The organism is Nocardia sp. CDC519, assembly GCF_059509835.1.
The window spans coordinates 4800181-4826898 of record NZ_CM183377.1 but is presented as its reverse complement, the minus strand read 5'-3'; the positions used below and the strand labels follow the sequence as shown (position 1 = coordinate 4826898).

The following is a 26718-nucleotide window of genomic DNA, read 5'->3' as shown; positions in this document are numbered from 1 at the left end:
AATCGGATGCGGCGGTTTTCGAGTGATTGTCAATTGTCGCCGCACCCCGCGCTGCGTTGTGCTGAGTGGGTTCCCCGACCGGCGAGACGAGAGACCCCTGCGATGAAACGTATGACCAGCGCCGTGCGGGCCGCTGCGGTGGCAGGCCGTCAGGTGGCGGTGCTCCAGCGGGCCGGGATCATCGATGTGCGCCATCCGCTGCGGATGGCGCGCACCGCCAAGGCCGTGCGCGAACTCGGCCCGATCGCCGGAGGGGTGCGATCGGCGGCGCGGACGACGCCGGACCGGGTGGCCCTGGTGGATGCGGCCGGTGCGATCGGTTACGGCGAACTCGACCGCTGGACCGACGCGATCGCCGCTCATTGGCTCGCCCGCGGTATCAGCACCGACAGCGTCGTCGCCGCACTCGGTCGCGATGATCGCGATCTGGTCGCCACCATGATCGCCGTCGCCAAGATCGGTGCGCGGCTGGTGTTGATGAATACCGGGTTCAGCGGCGCCCAGCTGGCGGAGGTCGCCGAACGGGAAGCGGTCACCGCCGTCGTCGGCTCCGGCGAGTTCGCCGATGTGATGGCGGCGCTCCCGGATTCGGTGACCAGCCTCGACCTCGCGGCGCCGCCGGCCGGGGACGAGACGGTGACCGCACCGCCGGTCCCAGCTCGCTCCGGTGAATTCGTGCTGCTCACCGGCGGCACCACCGGGACGCCGAAGGGTGCGCCGCGCACCGTCAGGTCACCGCTGGCCGCAGCGCAATTCCTGGACCGGGTGCCGTGGCGCCGGGGTGCGACGATGCTGCTGTGCGCCCCGCTGTTCCACGGCACCGCGCTCTCGCAATTCATTCTCGCGCTCAATCTCGGCTGCACGATCGTGCTGCATGGCCGATTCGATGCGCGGCGGGCGGTCGAGCAGATCGAACGGCACCGGTGCGACGGCGTGGTGCTGGTGCCGACCATGCTGCGGCGCATCCTCGACCTGGGCCCCGGCGAGCTGGCGAGGTTCGACACCGGTTCGGTGCGCGTCATCTTCACCGCAGGTGCCGCGCTGGCGCCTGCGCTCGGAAATCAGGCCATCGCGGCCTTCGGGCCGGTGATCTACAACTTCTACGGGTGCACCGAGACCGGCACCGCGACGATCGCCACGCCCGAGGATTGGCTCGCCGCCCCCGGCACGGTGGGCAAACCTCCGGTCGGCATCAGGGTCGCCCTCTACGACGAGCACGGGACCCGCATCGAGGGGCCAGGGCGGGTCGGCACCGTGTATGTCGGCAACGCCATCGCCTTCGCCGGGTACTCCGGCGGCGGGTCGAAGAAGACGATCGACGGCCTGATGAGTACCGGTGACCTGGGTCATTTCGACAGCGAGGGCAGGCTGTTCATCGACGGCCGCGACGACGACATGATCGTCTCCGGCGGCGAGAACGTCTTCCCCGGTGAGATCGAAGACCTGCTGTACGCGCATCCGGCGATCGGGGAGGCCGCGGTGATCGGGGTCGAGGACGCGGAGTTCGGTCAGCGGCTCGCGGCGTTCATCGTACGGACCGGCGAGCTCGACGAGGCCGGCGTGCGTGCGTATGTGAAGGCGAACTCCGCGCGGTTCAAGGTGCCGCGGGACGTCGTCTTCGTGGACGAGATCCCACGGACCACCACCGGTAAGACCGACCGGCGCGCGTTGGCCGGGATCGACAGGGCCCAACCCCCGGCCGCGACCGACGCATGATGACGCCCGCCGCGAAAGCCGATCAGCCGGCGGTACCCGAGCCTGTCGCGATCTCGAGGACCCCACCCAGCCACGGGCTGTAGTTGTCCGGGTCCGCCGCGAGCGCGGTCCTGAGTTCCTCGGGGTCGACCCAGGCGTAATCGGCGACCTCGGCGGGATGCGGATGCGGTGTGCTGTCGAGGTGGCCGACCAGCACGTGATCCCATTCGTGCTCGACCCGCCCGGTGGCCGGGTCCTCGGCCTGGTAGCGGAACACGCCGGTCTCGCGGAGTTCGGCGCGCACCCCCATCTCCTCGATCAGCCGCACGCTCGCCGCCTCGGTGACCGAGCCACCCGGTGCGGGATGCCCGCAGCAGGTATTGGACCAGCGGCCGGGGAACCGGGTCTTGATGTGCGCGCGCTGTTGCAGCAGCACGCGTCCGGAGCGATCGAACAGCAGGACCGAGAACGCACGGTGCAACATGCCCGGCGCCCGGTGCGCCTGCGCCACCTGGCACGCGCCGACCGCGCGCCCGGCATCGTCGACCAGCTCGACGTCCATGGTCTCGCGGTCGATCCGCTGAGCGAGGGTTTCGGTCACCAACCCACCATATCGTCGGCATTTGCGCCGTCCCTGCGCACGGCGGTCCATCATGGAACACGTCACAGCGGACACATGATCGAGGCGCGGTATGGGAAGCTCGTTCGAACACATCGGGGTGTGTGATGGGCGTCACGTTTCAGGGTAGGGCTGGGAGCGGATCGTGAAGTTGAGTGTGCAAGAGATGGCCGGATCGGTGCAGCGGCTGATGGCGACCGCGCAGAACGGTCTGGAGGTGATCCGTTTCGGCGGGCTGAGTCATGATGTGGAGTCCTCGCCGTTCGAGGTGGTCGAGCGACGCCGCATGTACCGGCTGCGCCATTACTTCCCCGACGACACCACGCCGGGGCGTCCGGTGGCGGTACTGGTGCCGCCGCTGATGGTCAATGCCGACATCTGGGACGTGAACGCGGAAGGCGGCGCCGTCGGCATTCTGCACAACGCCGGAATCGATTGCTGGGTGGTCGATTTCGGTTCGCCGGCGATCGAGGAGGGCGGCTGGGAACGTGATCTCGCCGATCACGTTCTCGCGGTGGACAGCGCCATCGACACCGTCTGCGAGGCCACCGGATCCGGCGTGCACCTGATGGGTTATTCGCAGGGTGGCATGTTCGCCTACCAGACCACCGCCTTCCGCTACGGCAAGGGCGTGTCCAGCATCGTGACCTTCGGCAGCCCGGTCGATATCGTCGCGGGCATGCCGTTCGGCCTGCCCTACGGCCTGGCCTCCGATGTGGCCGATTTCCTGGCCGACCACGTGGTGACCCGGCTGCCGATCACCGATTCGATGGTGCGCATCGGCTTCCAGATGCTCGATCCGGTGAAGACCGCGAAATCGCGGATCGACTTCCTGCGCCAGCTGCACGACCGGGAGGCGCTGCTGCCCAAGGAACGTCAGCGCCGGTTCCTCAACAGCGACGGCTGGGTCGGCTACGCGGGCCCGGCGGCGGCGGATCTGCTCAAGCAGTTCGTCGCGCACAATCGGATGATGCTGGGCGGATTCGTCATCCGCGATCAGCCGATCTCGCTCGCGGAACTGAAATGCCCGATCCTGGCCTTCGTCGGCGAGGTCGACGATATCGGCCAGCCCGCCGCCGTGCGCGGCATCGTCCGGGCCGCACCGAACGCCGAGGTGTACGAGGCGACGCTGCTGGCCGGGCATTTCGGGCTGGTCGCGGGCAGCGTCGCCACCAACCACACCTGGCCGATGGTCAAGGACTGGATCGGCTGGGTGGAGGGCAGCTCGGCGCTGCCCGAACAGATCACCCGGATGTCGGAGCACGTGGACAGCAAACGCCCACGCACCGCCGCCACCCGCGTGGTGCACACCGCGGCCGCGCTCGCCGAGGCGGGCACCGGGATGGGGCGCGCTCTCGAGGGCATCGCGGGCAATACCGTGCGTGGTTCGCTCGAGTTGGCCGGCGAAGCCGCGCGCGCCCTGCCCCGGCTCACCCGGCTCGGCATGATCCAGCCGCACACCCGCATCTCGCTCGGCAAACTCATGGCCGAACAGTGCAAGCGGGCGCCACTGCGCGAATGCTTCCTGTTCGACGATCGCGTCCACACCAACGCCGCGGTCGACGTGCGCATCGACAATGTGGTGCGCGGCCTGATCTCGGTGGGCATCCGGCCCGCCACCCGCGTCGGCGTGGTGATGGAGACCCGGCCCAGCGCGCTGGTCACGGTGGCCGCGCTGTCGCGGCTCGGCGCCGTCGCGGTGTTGCTCGCGCCCGGCAGTGAGTTGCGCGGTGCGCTCGAGCAGACCGGCACCAAGATCCTCATCTCCGATCCGGAGAATCTGCGGCACGCGGCCGCGACCGGGCATCGGGTGCTGGTCCTCGGCGGCGGTGACGCGCGCGGGCTCGATATCCCACTCGGCGATGACGTCATCGATCTGGAGCAGGTGGATCCGGCGAAGGTGCGGTTGCCCGCGTGGTACCGCCCGAACCCGGGGCTGGCACGGGAGCTGGCGTTCGTCCTGGTCACCGGCACGGGAGACCGGCTCGACATCAAATACATCACCAACCACCGGTGGGCGCTGTCGGCGTTCGGCACGGCGTCGGCGGCCGACCTCGACCGCCGCGACACCGTCTACTGCCTGGCGCCGCTGCATCATTCGTCGGGGCTGCTGGTGAGCCTGGGCGGTGCGATCGCAGGCGGTAGCCGGATCGCGCTGGCGCGGTCGCTGGACCCGGCGCGCTTCGCCGAGGAGGTGCACCGCTACGGCGTCACCGTGGTCACCTACACCTGGACGATGTTGCGCGACATCCTCGACGCGCAGGTCTTCCCGGCCGGACACCGGCATCCGATCCGGTTGTTCATCGGCTCGGGCATGCCCGCCGGACTGTGGCGGCGCACCACCGAGCAGTTCGCGCCCGCCCGGGTGCTGGAGTTCTACGCCTCCATCGAAGGCGATGTCGTGCTGGCGCATGTGTCGGGCAGCAAGCCCGGCTGCAAGGGTAGGCCGGTGCCGGGCACCGCGCGCGTGGAACTGGTGGCCTACGACCCGGTGACCGAGCAGATCGAGGTCGACGAATCCGGTTTCGCCCGGCGGTGCGCCGATAACGAGGTAGGTCTGCTCATCGGTTCGGCCTCCGAGGGCGTCGATCTCTCGCGCGGCGGCCTGCGCGGGGTGTTCACCGCTGGTGATTCATGGATGCCGACCGAGAATCTGTTCCGCCGCGACTCCGACGGCGATTACTGGTTGGTCGACCGGACCGATACGGTCATGCTCACTCCGCGCGGGCCGGTGTTCACCCAGCCGATCGTCGATGTGCTCAACGACATCACCGCCGTCGATATGGAGGTCGCCTACGGGCTGCCGGTGCGGGATCGCACGCTCGCGGTGGCTGCGGTCAGTGTGCGCGACGGATTCCGGTTGGAGCCCAAGGACGTCACCGAGGCGTTGCGCGCGCTCGATCCGCGGCAGCGCCCCGATCTGGTGTACGTGGTGGACGACATCCCGCGCAGCGCCTCCTACCGGCCGTCCACCCGTGCGGTGCAGGCGGCGGGGCGGCCGCAGCCGGGGCCGGGTACCTGGTGGTACGACGCGGGCACCGAGTCCTACGAGGTGCTGACGGAAACGGCCGCGCGCGAACTACTCGGCTGAGCTCGGCGAGCCCGGGGCCGGGGGCGGTCCCGGGCGTTCAGGCGGTGAAGGCGGTGACCGCGTCGACCACCCGCTCGATCTGGGAATCCGCGAGCATCGGCCACAGCGGCAAACGCACTATGGTGGCGGAGAATTCGGCGCTGCGCGTGCACGGCACCGGCGTGCGGCCGTACTTCAGGCCCGCGGGGCTGGAATCCAGCGGCACGTAGTGGAACGGTGCGACGATGCCGCGCTCGGCCAGCTGCCCGATCATCGCGTCGCGGGCATCTTCGGTGGGCAGCCGCAGGTAGAACAGGTGCGCGGTGTGCTCGCGGTCGCCGGGTACCCGCATCAACCGGACGTCGTTGCGGCGCGCCCAGTCCGGCAGTGCCGCCGCGTAGGCATTCCACACGCGGTGGCGCCCGGCCTGGATGCGATCGAACTCGGCCAGCTGCGCATCCAGCACGGCGGCGTTGAGTTCGCTGGGCAGATAACTCGATCCGATGTCCTGCCAGGAGTATTTGTCCACCTGCCCGCGCAGGAACCTGGCCCGGTCGGTGCCCTTCTCCCGGATGATTTCCGCGCGGCCCATGAGGATCTCGTCCGAGAGCAGCAGCGCCCCGCCTTCGCCGCAGTGCACGTTCTTGGTGTCGTGGAAACTCTGCGTGCCGAGGGTGCCGATGGTGCCGAGCGCCCGGCCATGCCAGGTACCGCCGAGACCGTGTGCGTTGTCTTCGATGATTTCGAGCCCGTGCTGGGCGGCGATATCGAGCAGCGGCGCCATCTCCGCGGCGACTCCGCCGTAATGCATCACCAGCACCGCCTTGGTGCGGGCGGTGACGGCCGCGGCGACCGCCACCGGATCGATATTGCCGGTCTCCGGGTCGATATCGACGAACACACAGGTCGCCCCGCGCAAGGCGATGGAGGTGGCGGCGGAGGTGAAGGCGAAGCTGGGGACGATCACCTCGTCGTCGGGGCCCAGTTCCAGCAGCAGCGCAGCCAATTCGAGCGCGTGCGTGCACGAGGTGGTCAGCAGTGCGTGCGGGCTGCCGGTGATGGCCTTGATCTTGGCGGTGGCGGCCTTGGTGAACCGGCCGTCGCCGTGGCTGTGGTCGGAGTCGAGGACAGCGCGCAGATTCTCCAGTTCGGCGCCGGCACGGTAGGGCCTGCTGAAGATGATGCGGTCGGCGTTCACGATGCGGCCCCCTCGCGGGCGTCGGCGGTGACCTCGTCGCGGCGCGGCGGCGGGGAGGCGACGGTCAGATATAACGGCTTGCCCACCAGGATATGGAGTGCGACACCGAGATATTCGGCGATCAAACCGAGCGAGAACAGCACCGCACCCGAGCACAACAGCAGCACGACGATGATCGAGGCCCAGCCTTCTGGATCATTGTTGTCGCTGGTCAGGGCGGTGTAGATGATGACGGCGGCGAGAATTCCGCCGGCCAGCGCGAGCGTGATCCCGAGCAGGCTCACCAACCGCAGTCCGCGGGTGCCGGTGCACAGCACCATCTTCCAGAACAGCGAGAACAGCCGCCGATAGTTGTAGCCGGATTCTTCGCGGCCTTCCGCGCGCAACGTCACCGGCACCGTGACCGTGGTGCCGACCACCCAGGTCAGCGCGACATCGAGGTAGACGCCGTTGGCGGCGACGTCGGCGAGCTGTCTGCCGATATCGCCGCGGATCAGCCGGAAGCTTTCGAACCGGGTCGAATCGGGGAAAGCGAACACCGTCGCCAGCACGATCTTCGCGCCACGCGAGGTGAGATTGCGCAGGAAGCCGTGCGGGCGGGTGTTGGTGGGCTTGGAGTAGACCAGGTCGGCGCGGCCGGCCAGGGCGGCGTCGAGGAACGCGGCGATGCAGGCCGGATCGTGCTGGCCGTCCTCGTCCATGGTGACGATCCATTCGCCGCGCGCGGCCGACATGCCGGCGATGGTCGCCGCGTCCTGGCCGAAGTTGCGGCTCAACCACACCACCCGCACCTGCGGGTACTCGCGGCGCAACTGTTCGAGGACCACGTCGGAGCGGTCGGGACCGTGGTCGTGCACCAGCACGATGTCGTCGACGACGAACGCGATGCCGTCGGGAGTGAGCGTCGGCCGCGACAACTGGTCGAGTTCACGCACCAGCGCGGCGATGGTGTGTTCGCCCCGGTACACCGGGACCACGACCGACACCGAACGCACGGCGGCGGAACCATTGGCCGAATCCGACTCCCGAGCCGACGCGGCGGTATCCGGAGCTGACGCCGGCGGCTGCGAAGGAACCGGCTGGGAAGGAATCGGCATTGGCGAGATCGACTTTCGATGACGGTGCACGTGCCGGTACTCGTCACGGATGGGTGAGCCCGAGCCGCCGTGAACAATAACACGGGGTCGCGGCCGCGCCGCCGACCCGATTCGCCGGTGCGTCATCGGGTCCGCGACCGGCCGATGCGGGGCATGTATGGTCTGGAACTCGTGGTGGAAAGTCGAGCCGGTACCCGGTCGGACGTGTTCAGGTGGGGCATCATCACCGCGACCGGGGTGGTCGTGGCGTATCTGGCGGTGCTCGCCGCCAACGTCCGGCATTTCTACACCGACGACACCGAATCCCAGTACGCCCCGCTGTGGGTGATGACCGGCCGCTACCTGCGCGAAGGCCGTTTCCCGGCGATGGTGCCCGAACACTGGCTGGCCGGCAACTACACCATCGAGGAAGCGGGGCTGCTCAATCCGCCGCAGCTGCTGATCGATCTGATCGCGCCCTCGGTACCCGATATCGGGCTCTACGCCACGATCGTCAAGCTGATCTTCGCGGTGATCCTCGGTCTCGGCGTGTACCGCGTCGCCCTGGCCTACGGCGCCGGCCCGGCTTGGTCCGCGGTGGCGGGCGTGTCGTTTCCGTTCACCGGTTTCCTCCTGTTCTTCGATGCCGCCAGCTGGATGACCGCGTTCACCGGCACGGCGTGGCTGGTGCACGCCTGGGCGTCGGGGGTGCGGTACGCGCGCGGGCGCGGCGGCCCGATCCCGGTATTCGTGTTCTTGTACCTGGCGATCTCGGTGCAGTACATCTTCCCGGCGGTGGAGGCGGGGGTGGTGATCGCCGCGGTGGTCGTCGGCGAGGTGATCTACCAGCGGCGCTGGGGCCCGTCGCTGCGGCTCGCGGTGGTCGCGGGCTGTGCGGCGCTGGCCGGTCTGGCGACCTATCTGCCGAGCCTGTTGACCGCCGACGTCACCTGGCGCGGCGCCGACGAGATCAAGAACGACCCGTTCCTGACGGTGCCGTGGTCGGAATCGCTGAACGCCAGCCTGCCGAGCACCCTGCCCGCGTTCACCTCGTGGTGGGGTTTCGTGCAGCCGCTGCCGATGGTTTACATCGCCTGGTTCCTGATTCCGGCGCTGGCGTTCATCGATTGGCGTCGCGCGGCCGGTGCGGCAAGGGAACTGAGTGCCGTCGGCGTTGTCACCGTGGCCGCGCTGCTGTGGACCGCGGGTCCGGGCACGATGGGTCCGCTGCGCTGGCCGGCGCGGGTGCTGCCGATGGTGGCGCTCGGCCTGCTGCTGCTGGTGTGCGTGCTGCTGGGCCGCTACGGCACCACCGCGGGATGGCGTCGACGCGGGATCGGCGCCGGGCTGCTGATCGGCGTGCTGTTGCTGCGCTCGCTGGCGGCGGCGCCGTCGGAGGCGGTGTGGCATATCGTCTCGGCGCTCGGGGTCGTGATCCTCGGCGCTGCCGTGGTCTGGCTCGGCCGCACCCGCGGCACCGCCCTGGCCTGCGCGCTCAGCATCATCGCGGTCGCGCCCATCGCCTATCTCCAGGTGCGGGCCGCGCAGCCCACACCGATGAGCTGGAACCTGCCGGCCGACCGGGACGAGGCGAAAGCGGCCTTCCCCGACTTCGCTGGCACCACACTGCAACTGGGTGAGCGCGGGCTGATCCAGCCCGGCCAGAACACCCTCGACGGCGCCTACGGTTCGCTCGTCTTCGGCAATTACGCCAAGGATCTGGAACTGACCTACGTCGGCGGCTACACCCCGAACGGGCACTTCTACTTCGGTGAACTGCTGTGCATGCGCTGGGACACCAGCGTCTGCCCGGATGCCTACCGCCGCGCCTTCGCCACCGAACCCGACACCGGCCGCACCTTCGTCGACCTGATGAAGATCGATCGAGTCGTGTTGCAGCGCGCCCTGTTCCCCGACGCGCGCTCGCAGCCCGCGCCCACCGGCTGGAAGTGGGTCGACTACCCGGGCCACGAGGATTACATCTGGGTGCTCGAACGCGAGAACGGGCCCGTCTCCACCGTCAACGGCCGCATCGCCCACACCGACGGCGTCACCGCCACCTCGCTCGGTGAAACCGATCTGACCAGCCGGGTCCGGGTCGACTCCGCTGACGGCGGCAAGGTCGTGTTCGCGCGGCTCGGCTGGCCCGGCTATCGCGCGAGCCTCGACGGTCGCGATGTGCCGATCAGCGTCGTCGCGAAAACGTTCGTCGCGGTGCAGATCCCGCCGGGCACTCAGGGCGCGGAACTGGTGCTGAGCTGGCGTCCGCCGGGCTGGAAGATCGGCGGCGCGGCCATTGTCGCCGGGCTGCTCGGGCTCGCCGTCATGGAGTGGGCCTACCTGCGTGGACGCCGCCGTGACAACGAAGAACCGGCCGAGGGCCTTCCGGCAGAACCAGAAGCACCCGAACCCGACCGACCCGACCTCGTGGAAGCCCGCCCGTGAGTGGCGTCCCGACCCGGCCGGATCCGCATCAGCCGGGCCGGGTGCACAACGGCGGGATACCGGGGTTCGGCACCGCGGAGCCGGCGCCGGCCGCGCCGCAGCCCTCAGCGCCCAGGAGACAACTGGCCGCCGACACCGCCGACGGACGCGCCCGGGATGCGGGCGCCGTCGAGCCCGGCTCTGGCGCGTCGAGTGATCGGGCACCGGACCACTTGCCGGGCACCGCGAACACCGGTCGAACGCCGGAGGCAGACGGCATCGTGCCGGCCGATCAGGGCCCGCTGCTGCGCCTGGTACGCCGTCAGGAGCTGGCCTTCGCCGTGGTCGGCGCGTTCAATACGCTGCTCGGCATCGTGCTCACCGTCGCCTGGCTGGCGATTCTCGGCGATGGGGTGCCGCCCTCGGTGGCCGTTGTCGCGGCCTATTGCCTCAGCGTCGTCGTCGCCTTCGTGCTGCACCGGACGCTGGTCTTCCGGGTGCGCGGACGGCTGCTGCGCGATTTCCTCGCCTTCGTCGCGGTCAATTCCGGTGGGCTGCTGATGAACGTTGTGCTGCTCGAACTGGCCGTGACGGTGCTCGGATTCCCGGAGAAACCGGCCGCGGTGGTGGTGATGGGATTCGTTGCGGTGGTGAGCTTCTTCGGCCACCGTCATATCTCGTTCCGGCGGCGGGTAGGTTAGCCCTCATGCCGGAGGAAACCACCGTCGACCCGACTCTGCTCAGCCTGCTCGCCTGCCCGCAGGACAAGGGTCCGCTGCATCTGGTGCGCACGGGTGAGGGCGCGAGCGTGCTCTACAACCCGCGCCTGCGCCGCGCCTACCCGATCGACAACGGCATCCCGGTGCTGCTCATCGACGAGGCCCGCGACGTCGATGACGCCGAGCACGAGAAGTTCAGCGCTCAGTTCGCCGAATCCTGAATCCCGGGCGCGCCGGCGGCCGGACGATCGGCGCCGAGCTCCCCGGTGAGATAGCGCTGCACCGTCGGCCCCACCAGGGCAACCAACTCGGGCAGCGGCATCGTCGCTATCGGTTCCAGCATCGCGATCTTGCGTGCGACCAGAATCCCGACCATCTGTGACGCGGCGAGATTCGCCCGTACCCTGCCGTCGTCGTCGGGAGTCGCGATCCGGGCACGGATGCGCTCGAGGATGACCTCCATGAGGAAGGTGCGGGTGAGCTCCGGCCCGCTGCCACCGAGGAAGCTGCGCACCACCGCGATGACGCCGGCCCCGGCCGGGGAATCCCAGATCCCCACCGCGGTCCGCACCAGGGTGTCGCCGAGCTGATCCAGCGGCGTGTCGTCCATGGCACGGAGAATGATCTCGGGATCGACCGGGAACTGCACCACCGCGGCGAACAATTGCTGTTTGGTGCCGAAATAGTGATGGACCAGCGCCGGATCGACGCCGGCGTCGGCGGCGATCGCCCGGATCGAGGTCTTGTCGAATCCGGTGTCGGCAAAGCGCGCGCGGGCCGCCTCGAGGATGGCCTGCTTCGCGCCGGATCGGCCCGGCCTGCGTCCGGTCCGCGTCGTGTTGGCTGTCTCGCGCGTATCGGCGGGACGCTCGCGGCGCGTTCGCGCGGCACCACGTCCTGGTGTCGCCGCGCTCACGGGGTACGCCGCCGCAGTGTCGCCGCTCCGAGAATCAATGCCACCACCGCGAATCCGGCCACGATCGCCAGATCCCGCCACATCGCGCCGGTGGGTTCGGGGTGGACCGACACCTGCTGCAACGCGTCGACCGCATAGCTGAGCGGCATCACATTGCTGATCGCCTCCAGCCAGCCCGGCAGCTGATCGCGCGGCACCAGCAGCCCGCACAGGAAGATCTGCGGCGCCACCACCACCGGCATGAACTGCACCGCCTGGAATTCCGTGCGAGCGAACGCGCTGGCCAGCAGCCCGAGCGCGACCCCGAGCACCGCGTCGAGCACCGCGATCAGCACCACCCAGCCGGGGCTGCCCGCCGCGTCGAGCCCGAGCAACCCGAACGACACCAGGCAGGCCGTCACCGCTTGCGCCGCGGCCGCCGAGGAGAACGCGGTGCCGTAGCCGCCGAGTAGATCGAGTTTCGACAGCGGGGTGGTGAGCAGCCGCTCCAGCGTGCCCGAGGTGCGTTCGCGCTGCATGGCGATCGCGGTGATCAGGAACATCACGATGAACGGCAGGATGCCGAGCATGCTGATGCCGACCCGGTCGAACAGCGTGGTGGCTTGGTTCGGCGCCTTCGGGGTGTCTTTGTAGATGAAGTACAGCAACGTCATCAGCAGGGCGGGTACGACGAGGATCATCGCCACCGTGCGGTGGTCATTGCGCAGTTGCCGCAGAATGCGGGTGGTGGTCGCCAGGTACGGGCGCAGCGTCATCCGGCGGGCCGGGACGCGGTCGACGACGGTGCTCATGCTGTCTTTCCCATCGTGATCAGGCTCAGGAAGGCCTGTTCGAGATTCTGTTCGCCGGTGTCGGCCCGCAGTTCGTCCGGACTGAGCTGGGCCAGCAGGTTGCCCTCGCGCATGAGCAACAGCCGATCGCAATGCTCGGCCTCGTCCATGACGTGGCTGGACACCAGCAGGGTGGTGCCGCCCGCGGCCAGCTCACGGAACTGCTTCCACAGGTCGACCCGCAACACCGGATCCAGCCCGACGGTCGGTTCGTCGAGCACGAGCAGTTCCGGCGCGGCCACCAATGCGCAGGCCAGCGAAGCGCGGGTGCGTTGCCCACCGGACAGTTCGTCGCCGCGTTGATGCTGGTGGTCCAGCAGGCCAACCGCCCCGAGCGCTTCGTCGATATCGCCGCGATCGGCGCCGTACAGCGCGGCGAAGTAGGCGACGTTATCGCGCACGCTGATATCGGAATAGATGCTCGGCGATTGGGTGACGTACCCGATGCGCTTGCGCAACGCCGCCGATCCGGCGGGCAGGCCGAGCGCCTTGATGTCACCGGCGGCGACGATCTGGGTGCCGACGATGCTGCGCATCAGCGTGGTCTTCCCGCATCCCGACGGCCCGAGCAGCCCGGTGATCGACCCGCGCGGAATGGTGAGTGACACGTTGTGCAGCACATCGCGTCCGCCGCGGCGAACGGTGAGGCCGTCTACTTCGACGGCAGGCGATGACGGGATCTGCGACATGGCCGCCTCAATTCATCGAGTGTTGAATTCACTATGTGATGAATTCTGCGCCGCTGCTCGCGGAAGCGCAATGGGCACTGGTCAATGCCCGTGCACCGGCGGCGTGCCGGCCACACCACCCGGCTCCACGACGACGAACTGGCCCATCATTCCGGTGTCCTCATGCCAGAGCAGATGGCAGTGATACATGTACGGCGTCTCCGGGTCGGCCGGTCCGTCGAAGCGCAAGGCCAGCCGCACCGAACCACCCGGCGGCAGGAACACGGTGTCCTTGGGACCCGACAGGTCCACCGGCGGCGGCGCCCCGTCGCGTTCGAGCACCCGGAACTGCACATCGTGGACGTGAAAGTTGTGCGGCATCCCGTCGATATTGCGGATCGTCCAGATCTCGGTGCTGCCGCGCGTCACCGCGAAGTCGACGCGGTCCATCGCCATCGCCTGTCCGTTGATGGAACCGAAACTGAGGTCGAACGCACGCTCGGTTGCACCCGCCACGTCGATTCGGCCGGGCGGCATGAGGGTGGCCGGCAGTGGGGGTGAGGGCCGCAAGGTGGCGGCAGCCCGGAATTCCATGAGGTCGAACGTGTCGTCGCCGCCGCTGAAGCGCTGGGTCCAGAAACTCAGGCCGGCATCGAGCGGATAGCTGCGCAGGACGGCGGACGCGCCCGGCTCGAATCGGACGACGATCTCGGCCCGCTCACCCGGCGACAGCCGGATCCGGTTCAGCTCGGCCGGCCGTTCCAGCAGCCCGCCGTCGGTACCGATGAGCGCGAATGGGCGATCGTCGGAGAAACCGAAAGTGTAGGTGCGCGCGGTGGAGGCGTTGAGCAGGCGAAGCCGCACCAGCTCGTCGCCGACCACGCGGTACGGCGTGAGCGAGCCGTTGACCATGGTCTGATCTCCCAGAAACCCCACGTCACGGAACATCGCGTGGCTGCCGTCGAACTCGTCGCCGCGGAATTTCACGTCCTGGACGATGATCGGCAGGTCGTCCACCCCATAGGTGCGCGGCAGCGTCGCGGTGGCGGCCGCCGGATCGTCGAGGATGAACATGCCTGCCAGTCCGCGCCGCACATGCGATTCTGTTTCGCCGTGCGGATGCGGGTGGTACCACAGGGTCGCCGCTGGTTGATCGATCGTCCACTGCGGCGTCCATTCGGCGCCGGACGCGACCATCTGATGCGGGCCGCCGTCCATCGCCGCGGGCAGATGCATGCCGTGCCAGTGCACTGTCGACGCATCCGGCAGCGCATTGCGCACCCGGACCCGCACTGTCTCACCGCGCGCCGCACGCAACGTGGGGCCGAGGTAGTCGCCGTTGAATCCCCAGGTCTCGGTGAAGCGGCCCGGCCGGAACTCCGTGCGACCGGCCTGCATCTGCAGGTCGAACACACGGGCGCCGTCGGCCGCGATCCGGGAATCGGCCAACGGCGGGATCGGCAACTCGTCGGTGAAGTCCACGCTGCCGACCGTCGAGACATCGGCCCGCTGATACACGAGCGTGACGCCGCCTCCTATGGCGAGCGCCGCGACCGAGAGTGCCGAAACGACGGTGATGATCAGACGGCGCACCGCCCGCGACCTGCGAAACATAATCTGACGCTAGGGATTACCCGCCGGTCGGCACATCCGGGAACGTCCCTGACAGCGGCCCCGTTTCCACCCTGACGCGACCCCGACATCGGGTCTGTGCGCGAGCCGATTCCACTCGGCTGGGAGAATCCGAGGGGTGAGTGCCGAGGAACTTGCCGTCGAACCGCTGGCGGCCGCGCGTCGAGTGCTCGGCGCGACGCTGTGGTCGGGCCCGGTGGGCGTGCGCATTGTCGAGGTCGAAGCGTACGGGGGTGATCCGGCGGGGCCGTGGCACGATCCGGCAGCGCACTCCGGGCGGGGCCGCACCCCGCGCAATGCCGTGATGTTCGGCCCGCCGGGCGTGCTGTATGTCTATCTCAGCTACGGCATGCACACCTGCGTCAACGTCACCAGCGGCCCCGACGGTGTGGCCAGCGCCGTGCTGATCCGCTCCGGTGAGGTGGTCGCCGGCGAGGACGTGGCCCGCACCCGCCGCGCCGCCGCCCGCAACGGGCACGACCTCGCGCGTGGGCCAGGGAATCTCGGCAGCGCACTCGGAATCACCTTGGACGACTACGGAACCCGGTTGTTCGACCCGGAATCGCCGATCCGGCTCGAGCTCGGCCCGGCGCTGGATCCGTCCGCGATCGCCGTCGGCCCGAGAGTCGGTGTGAGCCTGGCCGCCGACCGCCCGTGGCGATTGTGGCTACCCGATTCCCCTGCGGTTTCGGCCTATCGGCGCAGTCCGCGCGCTCCCCGCGCGGAACGCAGCGCCTGACCTCGGTCGACACACGGCGAGAGGGCCGGAAAAAAATTTCTCGGCCGATGCGATGAATTCCGCGAGAGGTCCCCGTCTTCTCTGGTGAACGCGCTACCAACCCGGCGCGCACGACCAGAAGGAAACGACATGACCGCCAACATCGCCACCACCGCCCCCGCCGTCGCCCACCGCCCCGGCACCATCCGCAACCGCGTCCTGTGGACCTTGCAGATCGTGCTCGGCCTGTTCTTCATCATCGCCTCCGGCGGCCCGAAGCTCGTGATGCCGCAGTCGCTGGTGGACAACGCCCCGGAGAACCTGACCATCCCGATCGGACTGCTGATCTTCATCGGCGTGGTCGAGGTCGCCGGTGGTATCGGGCTGATGGTGCCGAAGCTGAGCGCCCTGGCCGCCGCGGGCCTGTCCGTGCTCACCGTGCTGGCCGCCGCCACCCAGGCCTTCATCGCCGACGCTCCCGAGATGTCGATCTTCCCGCTGGTGCTGGCCGCGATCTTCGCCTGGATCGCCTATGAGCGCCGCGCCACCATCGCCGACCTGCGCACCGCAGTCTCGCGATGACCCGACCCTGAGCACGACCGGCGATCGGTAACCACCGATCGCCGTGTCGTGCTTTCGGCGATCGATCATGTGTCGGGTTGGCGCTGATCGGTCCGACGGCCATCTGGTCGCGATGCCCTCGGGCGTCGTACCAGGTGGCCGTCGCCGTCCCGGTCGGTTCGCCGAGTGACGCGCAGGTCACGGATTCGCCCCGGGACCTGCGCATCGGTGCTGGACCGCCGTACGGAAAGATGAGACGGCGTGAGCGGCCACATCATCGACGAACTGACCTGGCGCGGCTTGATCGCGCAGTCCACCGACCTCGACGCCCTGCGCGCCGCGCTGGCCGAGGGCCCGCAGAGCCTGTACGCGGGGTTCGACCCCACCGCGGCCAGCCTGCACGCCGGTCATCTGGTGCCGCTGCTGGCGTTGAAGCGTTTCCAGCGGGCCGGTCATCGGCCGATCGTGCTGGCTGGCGGCGCCACCGGGCTCATCGGTGATCCGCGTGACGTGGGCGAACGCACCATGAACTCCGCCGACACCGTCGCCGAATGGGCCGGGCGCATCCGCTCGCAGCTCGAACGTTTCGTCGACATCGACGATTCGCCGACCGGCGCGATGATCGTCAACAACATGGACTGGACCGGTCAGCTTTCGGCCGTGAACTTCCTGCGCGATATCGGCAAGCACTTCTCGGTCAACGTCATGCTCGCCCGCGACACCGTCAAACGCAGGCTCGACGGTGAGGGCATCTCCTACACCGAGTTCAGCTACATGCTGTTGCAGGCCAACGACTACCTACAGCTGCGCCGCAACCATGGCTGTGTGCTGCAAGTCGGCGGCTCGGACCAGTGGGGCAACATCATCGCGGGTGTCGAGCTCAACCGCCGCGTCGACGGCGCGCACGTGCACGCCCTCACCGTCCCGCTGGTGACCTCGGCCGACGGTAAGAAGTTCGGCAAGTCCACCGGCGGCGGCAGCCTGTGGCTCGACCCGGAGATGACCAGCCCCTACGCCTGGTACCAGTACTTCGTGAACACCGCCGACGCCGACGTCATCCGCTACCTGCGCTGGTTCACCTTCCTCGACCGCGAGGAACTGGCCGAGCTGGAACAGGCCACCGCCGAACGTCCGCATGCCAGGGAAGCGCAGCGCCAGCTGGCCGCCGAGATGACCGACCTGGTGCACGGCCCCGAGCACACCCGCTCGGTGCAGTTGGCCAGCCAGGCCCTGTTCGGTCGTGCCGACCTGCGCGAACTCGACGAACCGACCCTCGCGGCGGCGCTGCGCGAGGCCGCCGTCGACGGCACCGTCGCCGAGGTCGTCCCCGGCCAACCGAACACGATCGTCGACCTGCTGGTGGCCTCCGGACTGTGCGAAAGCCGCGGCGCGGCCCGTCGCGCGGTGAACGAGGGCGGCGCCTCGGTGAACAACGAGCGCGTCACCGATATCGAGTGGACCCCCGAAGCGGGGGACTACCTGCACGAACGGTGGCTGGTGTTGCGTCGTGGCAAGCGCAACTTCGCCGGCGTACTGCGGGCGGCCGGAAATTGATCTTGGTGGCCTGAGTCACATCCATGTGATTCAGGCCGTTTCCTGGCCCATTCGCACGCCCCTGACCTGCATGAACAGCCCGCTGACGTGGCGATTTGACGTGGTGTTCTCCGCCGCGTAACTTATTCAACGTCAGAGCGACACGGACACCGACCCGGAGCCCACAGGGCCTGGGAAACGAGGTAGGACGAGGAGCGCCTGACGAAGCAGGTCCAGCCGGTGTTTGACTCCGAGTCATGGACTGGCTAGGATAGAAAAGTTGCCTCACAGAAGCCCCAGCTAGAACCTGGAGTGGATGTGTGTGCGCCTGTTCTTTGAGAACTCAATAGTGTGTCGATGAATGTCAGTGCCAATAATTTATTGGTTCCGGCCTCGCATACCCCCGTGTGTTGGGGTCGGACATTTAGTCAGCAAATCTTTTTGCTGGCGTTTTGTTTTGCCAAGGTTTTCGGACTCTGGTTAATTCTTCTGATTACACCCTTTGGGTGTGATTGTGAGTCTTCAACGGAGAGTTTGATCCTGGCTCAGGACGAACGCTGGCGGCGTGCTTAACACATGCAAGTCGAGCGGTAAGGCCCTTCGGGGTACACGAGCGGCGAACGGGTGAGTAACACGTGGGTGAAGTTACGGCGGCTATAGCGGTGGGGAAACGCCCGGTCCCATTCCGAACCCGGAAGCTAAGGCCACCTGCGCCGATGGTACTGCACTCGACAGGGTGTGGGAGAGTAGGACACCGCCGGAACATCCTTTCACGAAGGCCCCCGACCACGGTCGGGGGCCTTCGTCGTTTCTAGGGTTCATCAATGGGGTGGCTGGCCGACGTAACCGAGTTGGCTTGGAAGCGAGGGGGATTCGTGACGAACCCGTATGAGGGCAGCAGGTGTTGGACTGTGCCGATCCGGCTGCGACGAAGAAGAGCGTAGCTTCGGAGATCGTCACCGACGCCGATCGGGAGGTCGAGTGCGCCGATGCCGGCCGCCGGATGGACATGATCCTGCTCGGCAAATTCCACTTCGTGAACAGAGAAGAGACGCGACCTACTGTTTCGCCCTGCCGAACTGACCGCTGTCGGCTGAGCCCGCTCGAGCCGGGGTAAGCCCGCCCCCTACACTCGTCCCGGTGCGCCTCGTGATTGCTCGCTGTCAGGTCGACTACGTCGGTCGGCTCACCGCTCATCTGCCGATGGCCAAGAGGCTGTTGCTGATGAAGGCGGACGGGTCGGTGCTGGTGCATTCCGACGGTGGGTCGTACAAGCCGCTGAACTGGATGAGTCCGCCCTGCTGGATGGAGGAGCGCGACGGCGACGGCGCGGGGGCGCTGTGGGTGGTCACCAACAAGGCGGGCGAGGAACTGCGGATCACCGTCGAGGAGATCGAGCACGATTCCAAGCATGAGCTCGGGGTGGATCCGGGGCTGGTGAAAGACGGTGTGGAGGCTCATCTTCAGGAGCTGCTGGCCGAGCACGTGCAAACGCTCGGGCCCGGCTACACGCTGATCCGGCGTGAGTACATGACGGCGATCGGCCCGGTGGACCTGCTGTGCCGCGACGCCGACGGGGCGACGGTCGCGGTGGAGATCAAGCGGCGCGGTGAGATCGATGGCGTCGAACAGCTCACCCGCTACCTCGAACTGCTCAACCGTGACCCGCTGCTGGCACCGGTGGCGGGAGTGTTCGCGGCCCAGCAGATCAAGCCGCAAGCCCGCACGCTCGCCGAGGACCGTGGAATACGGTGCCTGACGCTGGATTACGACGCCCTGCGCGGCACGGAGAGCAACGAGTTCCGGCTCTTCTAAGCTTGGACCCATGCCCCGCCGTAAACCGCGCCCAGCGCGCCGGACGGATGCGCCGTCCGAGCGCCCGCTCGGCGATGTGTTCGGACGCACCGAGCCGGGCCCCGGCGACGAGATGTATGTGGTGCGCACGATCCCCGGCACTCGGGCGGTGAAGACCTACCGGTGCCCCGGCTGCGATCACGAGATCATGCCCGGCGTCGCGCATATCGTCGCCTGGCCGGCCTACGGCGGCGAGGACGATCGCAGGCACTGGCACCGCGGCTGCTGGAACGGCAGGCGCACGCGAGGCATCACCCGACGCTGGTCCTGAGGCCGCCGACGGCCGCGCTCAGCGCCGTGACGCGCGCAGGCGCAGGACGCGAGCGGTCTGCTCGTCGGCGGGCAGGAATGCCTCGAGATGGAGTTCGGCAACGGTGACGTCGGTGGCGGTGGCGAACGAGGTGAGTGTGGTGATCAGCCGCAGGTCGCCGTCGTCGGTGCGCAGGTGCAAGGGCACGGCGAAGCCGAGATGGTCGGGGCCGGGAGTGACGGTGGGCAAGTAGCCCGACAGTTCCGTGATGAGGGCGTCCACGGCGGGGTCCAGGGTGAGGGCCGCGCGGCTGCGCAAGGAGTCGATGATGTGCCTGCCCCATTCCGGCAGGTTGATCACACGGGGCGCCACACCGTCGGGGTGCAGGGCCAACCGCAGGACGTTGATCGGTGCGCGCAGTAGATGGTCGGCGACACCCTCGGTGAACAGATCGAACGCGGCATTGGCCGTCACCAGTTCGCCGCGCGGGCGCGCTACCAGGGCGGGGTAGGGCAGGTGTCCGTCGAGCACGGCGGCGAGCGCTTCACGGATCGGCGCCAACTCCGGGGCGGCCAGATCGCTTTCCGGGAACACCGGCGCGAAACCGGCGGACAACAGCAGGTTGTTGCGATCACGCAGGGGCAGTTCGAGGGATTCGGCCAGGCGGACGACCATGGTGCGTCCCGGCTGGGACCGGCCCTGTTCGAGGAAACTCACATAGCGCTGACTCGTCTCCGCGCGAATGGCCAAGTCGAGCTGACTGACCCGGCGCAGCGTGCGCCAGCGGCGCAGTTGGGGGCCGAATGCGGTGGTCTGCGCGGTCGTCATGGTGCGAGTCAACCGTGTGGGGGCACCGCGCGCCATTCCCGCCAGGGTATGGGCCATCGTGCGTGGACACCGGCCGAGTCATTCCCTGCGGGGAATCGCGGGTCGACGTTCGCCCCGGCAGAGTTTCCGCCATGAGCAACAACGACATCGCCACCCGCTATGTAGCACTCTGGAACGAAGCAGACCCCACTGCCCGCCGCGCCCGGATCGAGGAACTGTTCACCGTCGACGGCATGCAGCTGCTGGTCGACCCGCCGGCCGAGGCCCGCAAGGCCGCCGCCGACCTGTCCATTCCGGCGCCGCCGCTCAGCGTGCACGGCTACGACGCTCTCGAACGCCGGGTCACCCGCGCCTATGAAATGTTCCTCGCCAGTGGCGAATACGTCTTCGCCGCGGCCGGACCAGCCGTCGCACTGCCCGCGAACACGGTCGGTGTCGCCTGGACGATGAACCGCCGCAACGACGGCGAGCCGCAGGGCGGCGGTTTCGATCTGCTCGCTCTCGATGCCGACGGCCGGATCGTGTTCGACCACCAGTTCATCGAGGGATCACGGTGAATGCCCTGGCCTATCGGGCGGATCGGCGGCACGACCTCATCGTCGGCGCCCAGCGGCGGCCCGAACCCGGTCCACACCAGGTAGTCATCCGGGTCCGCGCGGCCTCGGTGAACCGGCGTGACCTGATGCTGCTCGACGGAACCTATCCGCTGCCGCTCACACCGGGCACCGTGCCGTTGTGCGACGGCGTCGGCGAGGTGATCGCGCTGGGCGAAGGTGTCACCCGCGCCGCGCTCGGTGATCGGATCACCGCGAGCTATTTCGTGCATTGGGTCGACGGTCCGCAGACCTCGGCGCTGGCCGCCGAACAGTACGGTGCCAACCGCCATGGCTTCCTGGCCACCTACGCAGTGGTGGAGGAGGATTCGATCGTGCACGTGCCCGCGCAGCTGACCGATGCCGAGGCCGCCACGCTGACCTGCGCCGGTGTGGTGGCGTGGTCGGCGCTCACCACCCCGGCACCGGTGCGTCCGGGCGAGCGGGTGCTGACCGTCGGCAGCGGCGCGGTCGCGCTGTTCACGATCCAGTTCGCGAAGATTCTCGGCGCGGAGATCATCGCGATCACCTCTAGTGCGGCCAAGGCGCGGCGACTGCGCGCACTCGGGGCGGACACGGTGATCGATCGGAACGAGACGCCGGAGTGGGGCATGGCCGTCTTCGAACTGACCGGCGGCCACGGGGTGGAGCACGTCGTCGACGCCGTGGGTCTGCCGACTCTCGAGCAGTCGGTTCGAGCCGGCGCCTACAACTCGATGGTGACGATGATCGGCGCGATGATGCCGGCGCCGGGAACGACCCTGCCGGATAATCCCTTCGGCTCGTCGTATCTGTCGATCCGGCGGATCGCGGTGGGCAGCCGCGCCGGCTTCGAGGCGATGAATCGTGTGATCACCGAGCATCGGCTGCGCCCGGTGATCGACCGCGAATTCGGCTTCGACGAGGCTGCGGCGGCCTACGACTACCTGCGCTCGGGTGAGTCGTTCGGCAAGGTGGTGGTCGCGGGGAGTTGACCGGCCATCGCGGGTGGCTGGTTCGGAGCCCGAGCCGGCTCCGAACACGAGGAAGGCCGCCCCCGTAGGGGCGGCCTTCGGTGCTGATGGTGTTCTGTCGCCGCGCAGGCCCGAAATCAGTTAGTTGCTGATCTCGGCGTTCTCACGCTCTTCGTCGACCACGTCGTCTTCTTCGGGCGTGACCTCGGGGATGGCCTTGGTGCGCGAACCCGTGACGGACTTGGTGCCGCTGCCGCTGATCGACTTGCGCTGCTGGTCGGGCACACCGTCGAGCAGCTCGCTCTCCCGGTTGACCGCCGCAAGCATCGCCGGAACCGAATCCAGCTGGCCGCGGATGCCGAGCAGCTGGGCCAGGACGCGCCCGCGCAGCACGCGCATCTCTTCGGCCAGTTCCTTGGCGTGCGCGATCTTGCGCTCGCTGGTCTGGGTGGCCGAGGTGATGAGGCGGTTGGCCTCGTCGGTGGCGTCCTTGATCCGCTGCGCGGCCTCGGCGCGGCTGGTGGCCTCCAGCTCTTCCATGGCACGGGTGAGCTTGGTGCGACGCTCGGCCATGGTGACTTCGAAGTCCTGCTGGGCGGCCTTGCGCTTGGCTTCGGCCTCCTTGCCGATGCGGTCGGCCTCGGCCTGGGCGGCTTCGATGATCTTGGCTGCTTCGGTGCGCGCGTTCGCCAGTGTTTGCTCGAACTCGATTTCGAGCGCTTCGCGCTTTTCCTTGGTCTCGGCGAGCAGCGACTCGTACTTGCCACGCATCTCGGTGGCCTGCTGCTCGGCGATCGACACCATTTCCGCGGCCTCGGCCTGCGCCAGGGCGCGGACCTCGGACGCCTCGTCGGAGGCCAGTCGCAGCATGCGAGAAATACGGTCGCTCATGCCTTCCGCGGTGGTCGGCGGCACGGACAGCCGGTCGACCTCCTTGCGGAGCTCATCGATCTCGTCGCGCGCGTCCTCGAGCTGGCTCGCAAGGTTACGAGCCTGCGCGGCGGCCGCATCACGATCGGTAGCGGTGACCCTCAGTTCGGCATCGAAGCGGTCGAAATAGTTACGCACCTCGTCTTGCGCATAACCCTTGCGCACAACGGTGAAGGGCAGTGCAACGAAGCGATTGCGATCGGACTCAGGTGACGACATGGCCAACAAACTACAGCCTGTGTGGGGTAGATGGTGAGTCGACTGCGAATGTCATCGAGACGAGATCTTCCGCCCCGATCTTGGTACTAGTGCGTAACATTCGGGTTCGGCTCGACCAACTCCACCAGCACACCACCAGCATCCTTCGGATGCACGAAATTGATGCTGGACCCGGCGGTTCCGGCGCGCGGGGCGTCGTAGAGCAAACGCAGGCCGCGGCTGCGCAGATGTGCGGAAACCGCCTCGATGTCGGTGACGCGGTAGGCCAGCTGCTGAAGACCGGGGCCGCTGCGTTCGATGAATTTTGCGATGGTGGAGGTCTCGTCGAGCGGGGCCAGCAACTGCAAGGCAGTCGCGTCGTCGGCGGCTGCCGGGCACGACAGCATGGCCTCTTGCACGCCCTGCGCCTCGTTCACCTCGCGATGGGTTTCCACCATGCCGAGATTGGTGGCGTACCAGGCGACGGCGGCGTCGAGGTCGGGCACCGCGATACCGACGTGGTCGACGGCGACCACGTAGTCCGCGGGGATGAATTCGTTCGAGTCGGTTGTAGTGCTCACGCTTCGAACGTAGCGCGTACCTGCGCGGGGTCGTCGCGGCCGGACCCGCTACCGTTGAGTACGAGGCTGTCGTCGCGCCGCGGTGCGGGCAGCGCTGATCCACCGATGCTGTGAACTGCAGAAGGCGAGGCTCGTCGTGACCAACTCCGTGATCGTGTCCGGTGCGCGTACCCCGGTCGGCCGCCTGCTCGGCGGGTTGAAGGATTTCAGCGGGTCGGATCTGGGTGGTTTCGCGATCAAGGCGGCGCTGGAGAAGGCCGGTGTGCGCGGCGACCAGGTCGATTACGTGATCATGGGCCAGGTGCTCACCGCGGGCGCGGGTCAGATCCCGGCCCGGCAGGCGGCCGTCGCCGGCGGTATCCCGATGGATGTGCCTGCGCTGACGCTGAACAAGGTGTGCCTGTCCGGCATCAACGCCATCGCGCTGGCCGATCAGCTGATCCGGGCCGGCGAGTACGAGATCGTCGTCGCCGGTGGCCAGGAGTCGATGAGCCAGGCACCGCATCTGCTGGAGAAGAGCCGCGAGGGCTTCAAGTACGGCGATGTGAACCTGCGCGACCACATGGCCTACGACGGGCTCTACGACATCTTCACCGATCAGGCGATGGGCGCGCTCACCGAGACCCGCAACGATGCCGAGCCGATCAGCCGCGAGGAGCAGGACGCGTTCGCGGCGGCCTCGCATCAGCGTGCGGCCGCGGCGTGGAAGAACGGCGTGTTCGACGACGAGGTCGTCCCGGTGGCGGTGCCGCAGCGTAAGGGTGATCCGGTCATGATCGCCGAGGACGAGGGCATCCGCGCCGACACCACCGTCGAGTCGCTGGCCAAGCTGCGCCCGGCGTTCCGCAAGGACGGCACCATCACCGCCGGTTCGGCCTCGCAGATCTCCGACGGCGCCGCCGCGGTCGTGGTGATGAGCAAGGCCAAGGCCGAAGAGCTGGGGCTGAGCTGGATCGCCGAGATCGGCGCCGCCGGCATGGTGGCCGGTCCGGATTCGACGCTGCAGGATCAGCCCGCCAACGCCATCGCCAAGGCGTGCGCGAAGGAAGGCATCGAGCCGTCGGAGCTGGATCTGGTGGAGATCAATGAGGCGTTCGCCGCGGTCGGCATCGCGTCCACCCGCAAGCTGGGCATCGATCCGGAGAAGGTGAACGTCAACGGTGGCGCCATCGCCATCGGTCACCCGCTCGGTATGTCGGGTGCGCGCATCCTGCTGCACCTGGCGCTGGAGCTGAAGCGCCGCGGCGGTGGCATCGGTGCGGCCGCGCTGTGCGGCGGTGGCGGTCAGGGTGACGCGCTGATCATCAAGGTGTAGTGCTGGACGCGCCGGCGTGCCGAGGTACGCCGGCGCGGTCGTTCTCCCTGTGTCCGCCGGCTGCGCGCGGGTCGGTGTCCGTTCTGTCCAGTGTGACCGGTTCAACTACGACTCGTCGTAGTGCATGCGGCACAATGGGGGCCATGGGTTCTTACGATCTGCGTACCGTCACGGGCAGGTTCCGGTTCTTCGCCATCCTCGAGGCGGTGTCGTGGGCAGGCCTGCTGATCGGCATGGCGTTCAAGTACATCCCCGATCCGGGCAACGAGATCGGTGTGAAGATCTTCGGCCCCGTCCACGGCGGCATTTTCATCCTGTTCGTGCTGAGCGCCCTGCTGGCCTCGCGTGAGCTGAACTGGAACTGGAAGACCACAGTGCTCGCATTGGCCTCCAGCATCCCGCCGTTCTGCACCGTGATCTTCGAAATCTGGGCGGCGCGCACCGGCAAGCTGGCGCAGCCGAGCGCCGTGAGCGAAGCCCCGGCCACCGCACCCGTCTCTTCGTGACAAACTGGACGGCGTGACTCGACCATCCGCTCGTCGTCCTTCGCCAGCCGTCGCCGCCGCCATGTCCGGTGCGGTGGATCTGTCCGCCCTGAAGCAGCCGCCCGCGGGTGCGGGCCCCGAAGGCGGATACACGGTGACCGAGGCCGACTTCGAAACCAAGGTGCTTCGGCGTTCGACCCAGGTGCCGGTGGTGGTGGCGCTGTATTCGCAGCGCAGCCCCGGCAGCGTCGAACTGGTGCAGCTGCTGGAGCGGCTGGCCGGTGCAGGCGACGGCAGCTGGGACCTGGCGACCGTCGAGGCCGAAAGCAATATGCGGATCGCGCAGGCCTTCGGGGTGCAGGGCATTCCGACGGTGATCGCCGTCGCGGGCGGTCAGCCATTGGCCGATTTCCAGGGCGTGCAGCCGGAGCCGCAGGTGCGTCAGTGGCTGGCCGCCGTCGTGGACGCGGTCGCGGGCAAGCTGGAAGGCGGCCAGGCCGGGCAACCGCAGCCGGCCGAGGATCCGCGGTTCGCCACCGCCGAGGCGCTGCTGGAGCAGGGCGATCTGGCCGGTGCGGAATCGGCGTACGAGTCGATTCTCGAAGCCGAGCCGAACAACGCCGAGGCCAAGGCCGCGGTCCGGCAGGTGCGTTTCCTGGCCCGTGCTCAGCAGCTGCCGGATTCGGCGATCGCCACGGCGGACGCCGACCCCGGCAATGTCGACGCCCAGCTCGACGCCGCCGATATCGAGCTGTTCCACCAGCGCCCCGAAGCGGCGTTCGATCGGCTGATCGGCGTCGTCAAGCGCACCGCCGGTGATGACCGCACCAAGGTCCGCACCCGGCTGCTGGAGCTGTTCGAGCTGTTCGATCAGGCGGAGCCGTTCGTGGTGGCGGCGCGCCGCAAGCTGGCGGCCGCGCTGTACTGAATGTGCGTCACCTGGGGCGCCGCGTGTTCGCGGCGCCCTGGTGCCTCGCGTTCTCGGAGCCGCTGCCCGCCTTCGGCTTGCGCAGCGGCAACGGAAACGCGCGACGGGCCGCGAACTCTCTGCTCGGTCTCGCTTCGCTCGAAA

General features: G+C 68.3%; 25 protein-coding genes and 1 rRNA gene. 16 read left to right on the top strand and 10 right to left on the bottom strand.

Going from position 1 to position 26718, the window contains the following annotated elements; all coding sequences use genetic code 11:
- Positions 1 to 102 precede the first annotated feature (102 nt).
- Complete coding sequence (locus AC5W7N_RS21645; RefSeq protein ID WP_495922069.1) at positions 103 to 1716, top strand: AMP-binding protein; 1614 nt, start codon at positions 103 to 105, stop codon at positions 1714 to 1716.
- A 22-nt stretch (positions 1717 to 1738) separates the two neighbouring features.
- Here the strand turns inward: AC5W7N_RS21645 and idi are convergent, their stop codons facing one another.
- The gene (gene idi / locus AC5W7N_RS21640) at positions 1739 to 2296 is read right to left on the bottom strand and encodes an isopentenyl-diphosphate Delta-isomerase (RefSeq protein ID WP_280499647.1); all 558 of its coding nucleotides are present in this window, start codon (positions 2294 to 2296) and stop codon (positions 1739 to 1741) included.
- Positions 2297 to 2480: 184 nt separating this feature from the next.
- Between idi and AC5W7N_RS21635 the strand changes: the two genes are divergently transcribed.
- Complete coding sequence (locus AC5W7N_RS21635) at positions 2481 to 5405, top strand: acyl-CoA synthetase (protein WP_178127904.1); 2925 nt, start codon at positions 2481 to 2483, stop codon at positions 5403 to 5405.
- Positions 5406 to 5442: 37 nt separating this feature from the next.
- Here AC5W7N_RS21635 and rffA read toward each other — a convergent pair whose 3' ends face one another.
- A complete protein-coding gene (gene rffA, locus AC5W7N_RS21630; protein WP_195007352.1) occupies positions 5443 to 6582 on the bottom strand; it encodes a dTDP-4-amino-4,6-dideoxygalactose transaminase in 1140 nt (379 codons plus the stop codon).
- Positions 6579 to 7577 (bottom strand): glycosyltransferase, encoded by a 999-nt coding sequence (locus AC5W7N_RS21625; RefSeq protein ID WP_163813832.1) that lies wholly within the window; start codon positions 7575 to 7577, stop codon positions 6579 to 6581. The genes rffA and AC5W7N_RS21625 overlap by 4 nt, the downstream gene beginning before the upstream one ends.
- Before the next feature lie 255 nt (positions 7578 to 7832).
- Between AC5W7N_RS21625 and AC5W7N_RS21620 the strand changes: the two genes are divergently transcribed.
- From AC5W7N_RS21620 to AC5W7N_RS21610, 3 genes are read left to right on the top strand one after another with little or no spacing between them, the layout of a single operon-like run.
- Positions 7833 to 10103, top strand: a complete 2271-nt coding sequence (locus AC5W7N_RS21620; protein WP_495922068.1) for a hypothetical protein — start codon at positions 7833 to 7835, stop codon at positions 10101 to 10103.
- Complete coding sequence (locus AC5W7N_RS21615; protein WP_280211622.1) at positions 10100 to 10783, top strand: GtrA family protein; 684 nt, start codon at positions 10100 to 10102, stop codon at positions 10781 to 10783. Before AC5W7N_RS21620 ends, AC5W7N_RS21615 begins: the two co-directional genes overlap by 4 nt.
- Before the next feature lie 5 nt (positions 10784 to 10788).
- Positions 10789 to 11022 (top strand): Trm112 family protein, encoded by a 234-nt coding sequence (locus AC5W7N_RS21610; protein WP_163813809.1) that lies wholly within the window; start codon positions 10789 to 10791, stop codon positions 11020 to 11022.
- On the opposite strand, the gene AC5W7N_RS21605 is transcribed toward AC5W7N_RS21610, so the two are convergent.
- The 4 genes from AC5W7N_RS21605 to AC5W7N_RS21590 form a co-directional block, all read right to left on the bottom strand.
- Positions 11004 to 11591, bottom strand: coding sequence for a TetR/AcrR family transcriptional regulator (locus tag AC5W7N_RS21605; protein WP_495924166.1), 588 nt, complete (start codon positions 11589 to 11591; stop codon positions 11004 to 11006). The genes AC5W7N_RS21610 and AC5W7N_RS21605 overlap by 19 nt on opposite strands.
- A gap of 122 nt (positions 11592 to 11713) precedes the next feature.
- A complete protein-coding gene (locus AC5W7N_RS21600) occupies positions 11714 to 12508 on the bottom strand; it encodes an ABC transporter permease (RefSeq protein ID WP_416381953.1) in 795 nt (264 codons plus the stop codon).
- Positions 12505 to 13236 (bottom strand): ABC transporter ATP-binding protein, encoded by a 732-nt coding sequence (locus AC5W7N_RS21595; RefSeq protein ID WP_194989505.1) that lies wholly within the window; start codon positions 13234 to 13236, stop codon positions 12505 to 12507. The genes AC5W7N_RS21600 and AC5W7N_RS21595 overlap by 4 nt, the downstream gene beginning before the upstream one ends.
- Before the next feature lie 81 nt (positions 13237 to 13317).
- Positions 13318 to 14829, bottom strand: coding sequence for a multicopper oxidase family protein (locus tag AC5W7N_RS21590; protein WP_195020954.1), 1512 nt, complete (start codon positions 14827 to 14829; stop codon positions 13318 to 13320).
- Between the two features lie 136 nt (positions 14830 to 14965).
- Here AC5W7N_RS21590 and AC5W7N_RS21585 point away from each other — a divergent pair, with 136 nt between their 5' ends.
- The 6 genes from AC5W7N_RS21585 (at position 14966) to AC5W7N_RS21560 (ending at position 19784) form a co-directional block, all read left to right on the top strand.
- Positions 14966 to 15586, top strand: a complete 621-nt coding sequence (locus AC5W7N_RS21585) for a DNA-3-methyladenine glycosylase (protein ID WP_324197415.1) — start codon at positions 14966 to 14968, stop codon at positions 15584 to 15586.
- Between the two features lie 129 nt (positions 15587 to 15715).
- A complete protein-coding gene (locus tag AC5W7N_RS21580; RefSeq protein ID WP_163813815.1) occupies positions 15716 to 16147 on the top strand; it encodes a DoxX family protein in 432 nt (143 codons plus the stop codon).
- A gap of 240 nt (positions 16148 to 16387) precedes the next feature.
- Complete coding sequence (gene tyrS / locus AC5W7N_RS21575; protein WP_495922067.1) at positions 16388 to 17680, top strand: tyrosine--tRNA ligase; 1293 nt, start codon at positions 16388 to 16390, stop codon at positions 17678 to 17680.
- A 625-nt stretch (positions 17681 to 18305) separates the two neighbouring features.
- Positions 18306 to 18422: ribosomal RNA gene (rrf, locus tag AC5W7N_RS21570) — 5S ribosomal RNA — on the top strand.
- A gap of 377 nt (positions 18423 to 18799) precedes the next feature.
- Positions 18800 to 19474, top strand: coding sequence for an endonuclease NucS (nucS, locus tag AC5W7N_RS21565; protein WP_138457645.1), 675 nt, complete (start codon positions 18800 to 18802; stop codon positions 19472 to 19474).
- 10 nt (positions 19475 to 19484) lie between these two features.
- Positions 19485 to 19784: an Rv1322 family protein gene (locus AC5W7N_RS21560; RefSeq protein WP_014349418.1), complete on the top strand. Its 300-nt coding sequence runs from the start codon at positions 19485 to 19487 to the stop codon at positions 19782 to 19784.
- Positions 19785 to 19802: 18 nt separating this feature from the next.
- On the opposite strand, the gene AC5W7N_RS21555 is transcribed toward AC5W7N_RS21560, so the two are convergent.
- Positions 19803 to 20591, bottom strand: a complete 789-nt coding sequence (locus AC5W7N_RS21555; RefSeq protein ID WP_194992838.1) for a helix-turn-helix domain-containing protein — start codon at positions 20589 to 20591, stop codon at positions 19803 to 19805.
- Positions 20592 to 20722: 131 nt separating this feature from the next.
- Between AC5W7N_RS21555 and AC5W7N_RS21550 the strand changes: the two genes are divergently transcribed.
- Both AC5W7N_RS21550 and AC5W7N_RS21545 read left to right on the top strand, forming a co-directional pair.
- The gene (locus AC5W7N_RS21550) at positions 20723 to 21148 is read left to right on the top strand and encodes a hypothetical protein (RefSeq protein WP_195007206.1); all 426 of its coding nucleotides are present in this window, start codon (positions 20723 to 20725) and stop codon (positions 21146 to 21148) included.
- Positions 21145 to 22158, top strand: coding sequence for a zinc-dependent alcohol dehydrogenase family protein (locus AC5W7N_RS21545; protein WP_280498800.1), 1014 nt, complete (start codon positions 21145 to 21147; stop codon positions 22156 to 22158). Before AC5W7N_RS21550 ends, AC5W7N_RS21545 begins: the two co-directional genes overlap by 4 nt.
- A gap of 120 nt (positions 22159 to 22278) precedes the next feature.
- Here the strand turns inward: AC5W7N_RS21545 and AC5W7N_RS21540 are convergent, their stop codons facing one another.
- The gene (locus AC5W7N_RS21540) at positions 22279 to 23286 is read right to left on the bottom strand and encodes a coiled-coil domain-containing protein (protein ID WP_163817669.1); all 1008 of its coding nucleotides are present in this window, start codon (positions 23284 to 23286) and stop codon (positions 22279 to 22281) included.
- A gap of 86 nt (positions 23287 to 23372) precedes the next feature.
- Positions 23373 to 23846: a methylmalonyl-CoA epimerase gene (gene mce, locus AC5W7N_RS21535; protein WP_194991975.1), complete on the bottom strand. Its 474-nt coding sequence runs from the start codon at positions 23844 to 23846 to the stop codon at positions 23373 to 23375.
- Positions 23847 to 23982: 136 nt separating this feature from the next.
- On the opposite strand from mce, the gene AC5W7N_RS21530 reads away from it, so the two are divergent.
- The 3 genes from AC5W7N_RS21530 to AC5W7N_RS21520 all read left to right on the top strand — a co-directional run bounded on the left by AC5W7N_RS21530 (position 23983) and on the right by AC5W7N_RS21520 (position 26574).
- Positions 23983 to 25161, top strand: a complete 1179-nt coding sequence (locus tag AC5W7N_RS21530) for an acetyl-CoA C-acetyltransferase (RefSeq protein WP_194991974.1) — start codon at positions 23983 to 23985, stop codon at positions 25159 to 25161.
- A 134-nt stretch (positions 25162 to 25295) separates the two neighbouring features.
- Positions 25296 to 25667: a DUF3817 domain-containing protein gene (locus AC5W7N_RS21525; RefSeq protein WP_175586024.1), complete on the top strand. Its 372-nt coding sequence runs from the start codon at positions 25296 to 25298 to the stop codon at positions 25665 to 25667.
- Between the two features lie 61 nt (positions 25668 to 25728).
- Positions 25729 to 26574: a tetratricopeptide repeat protein gene (locus AC5W7N_RS21520; RefSeq protein WP_163817687.1), complete on the top strand. Its 846-nt coding sequence runs from the start codon at positions 25729 to 25731 to the stop codon at positions 26572 to 26574.
- The last annotated feature ends 144 nt before the right edge of the window (positions 26575 to 26718 follow it).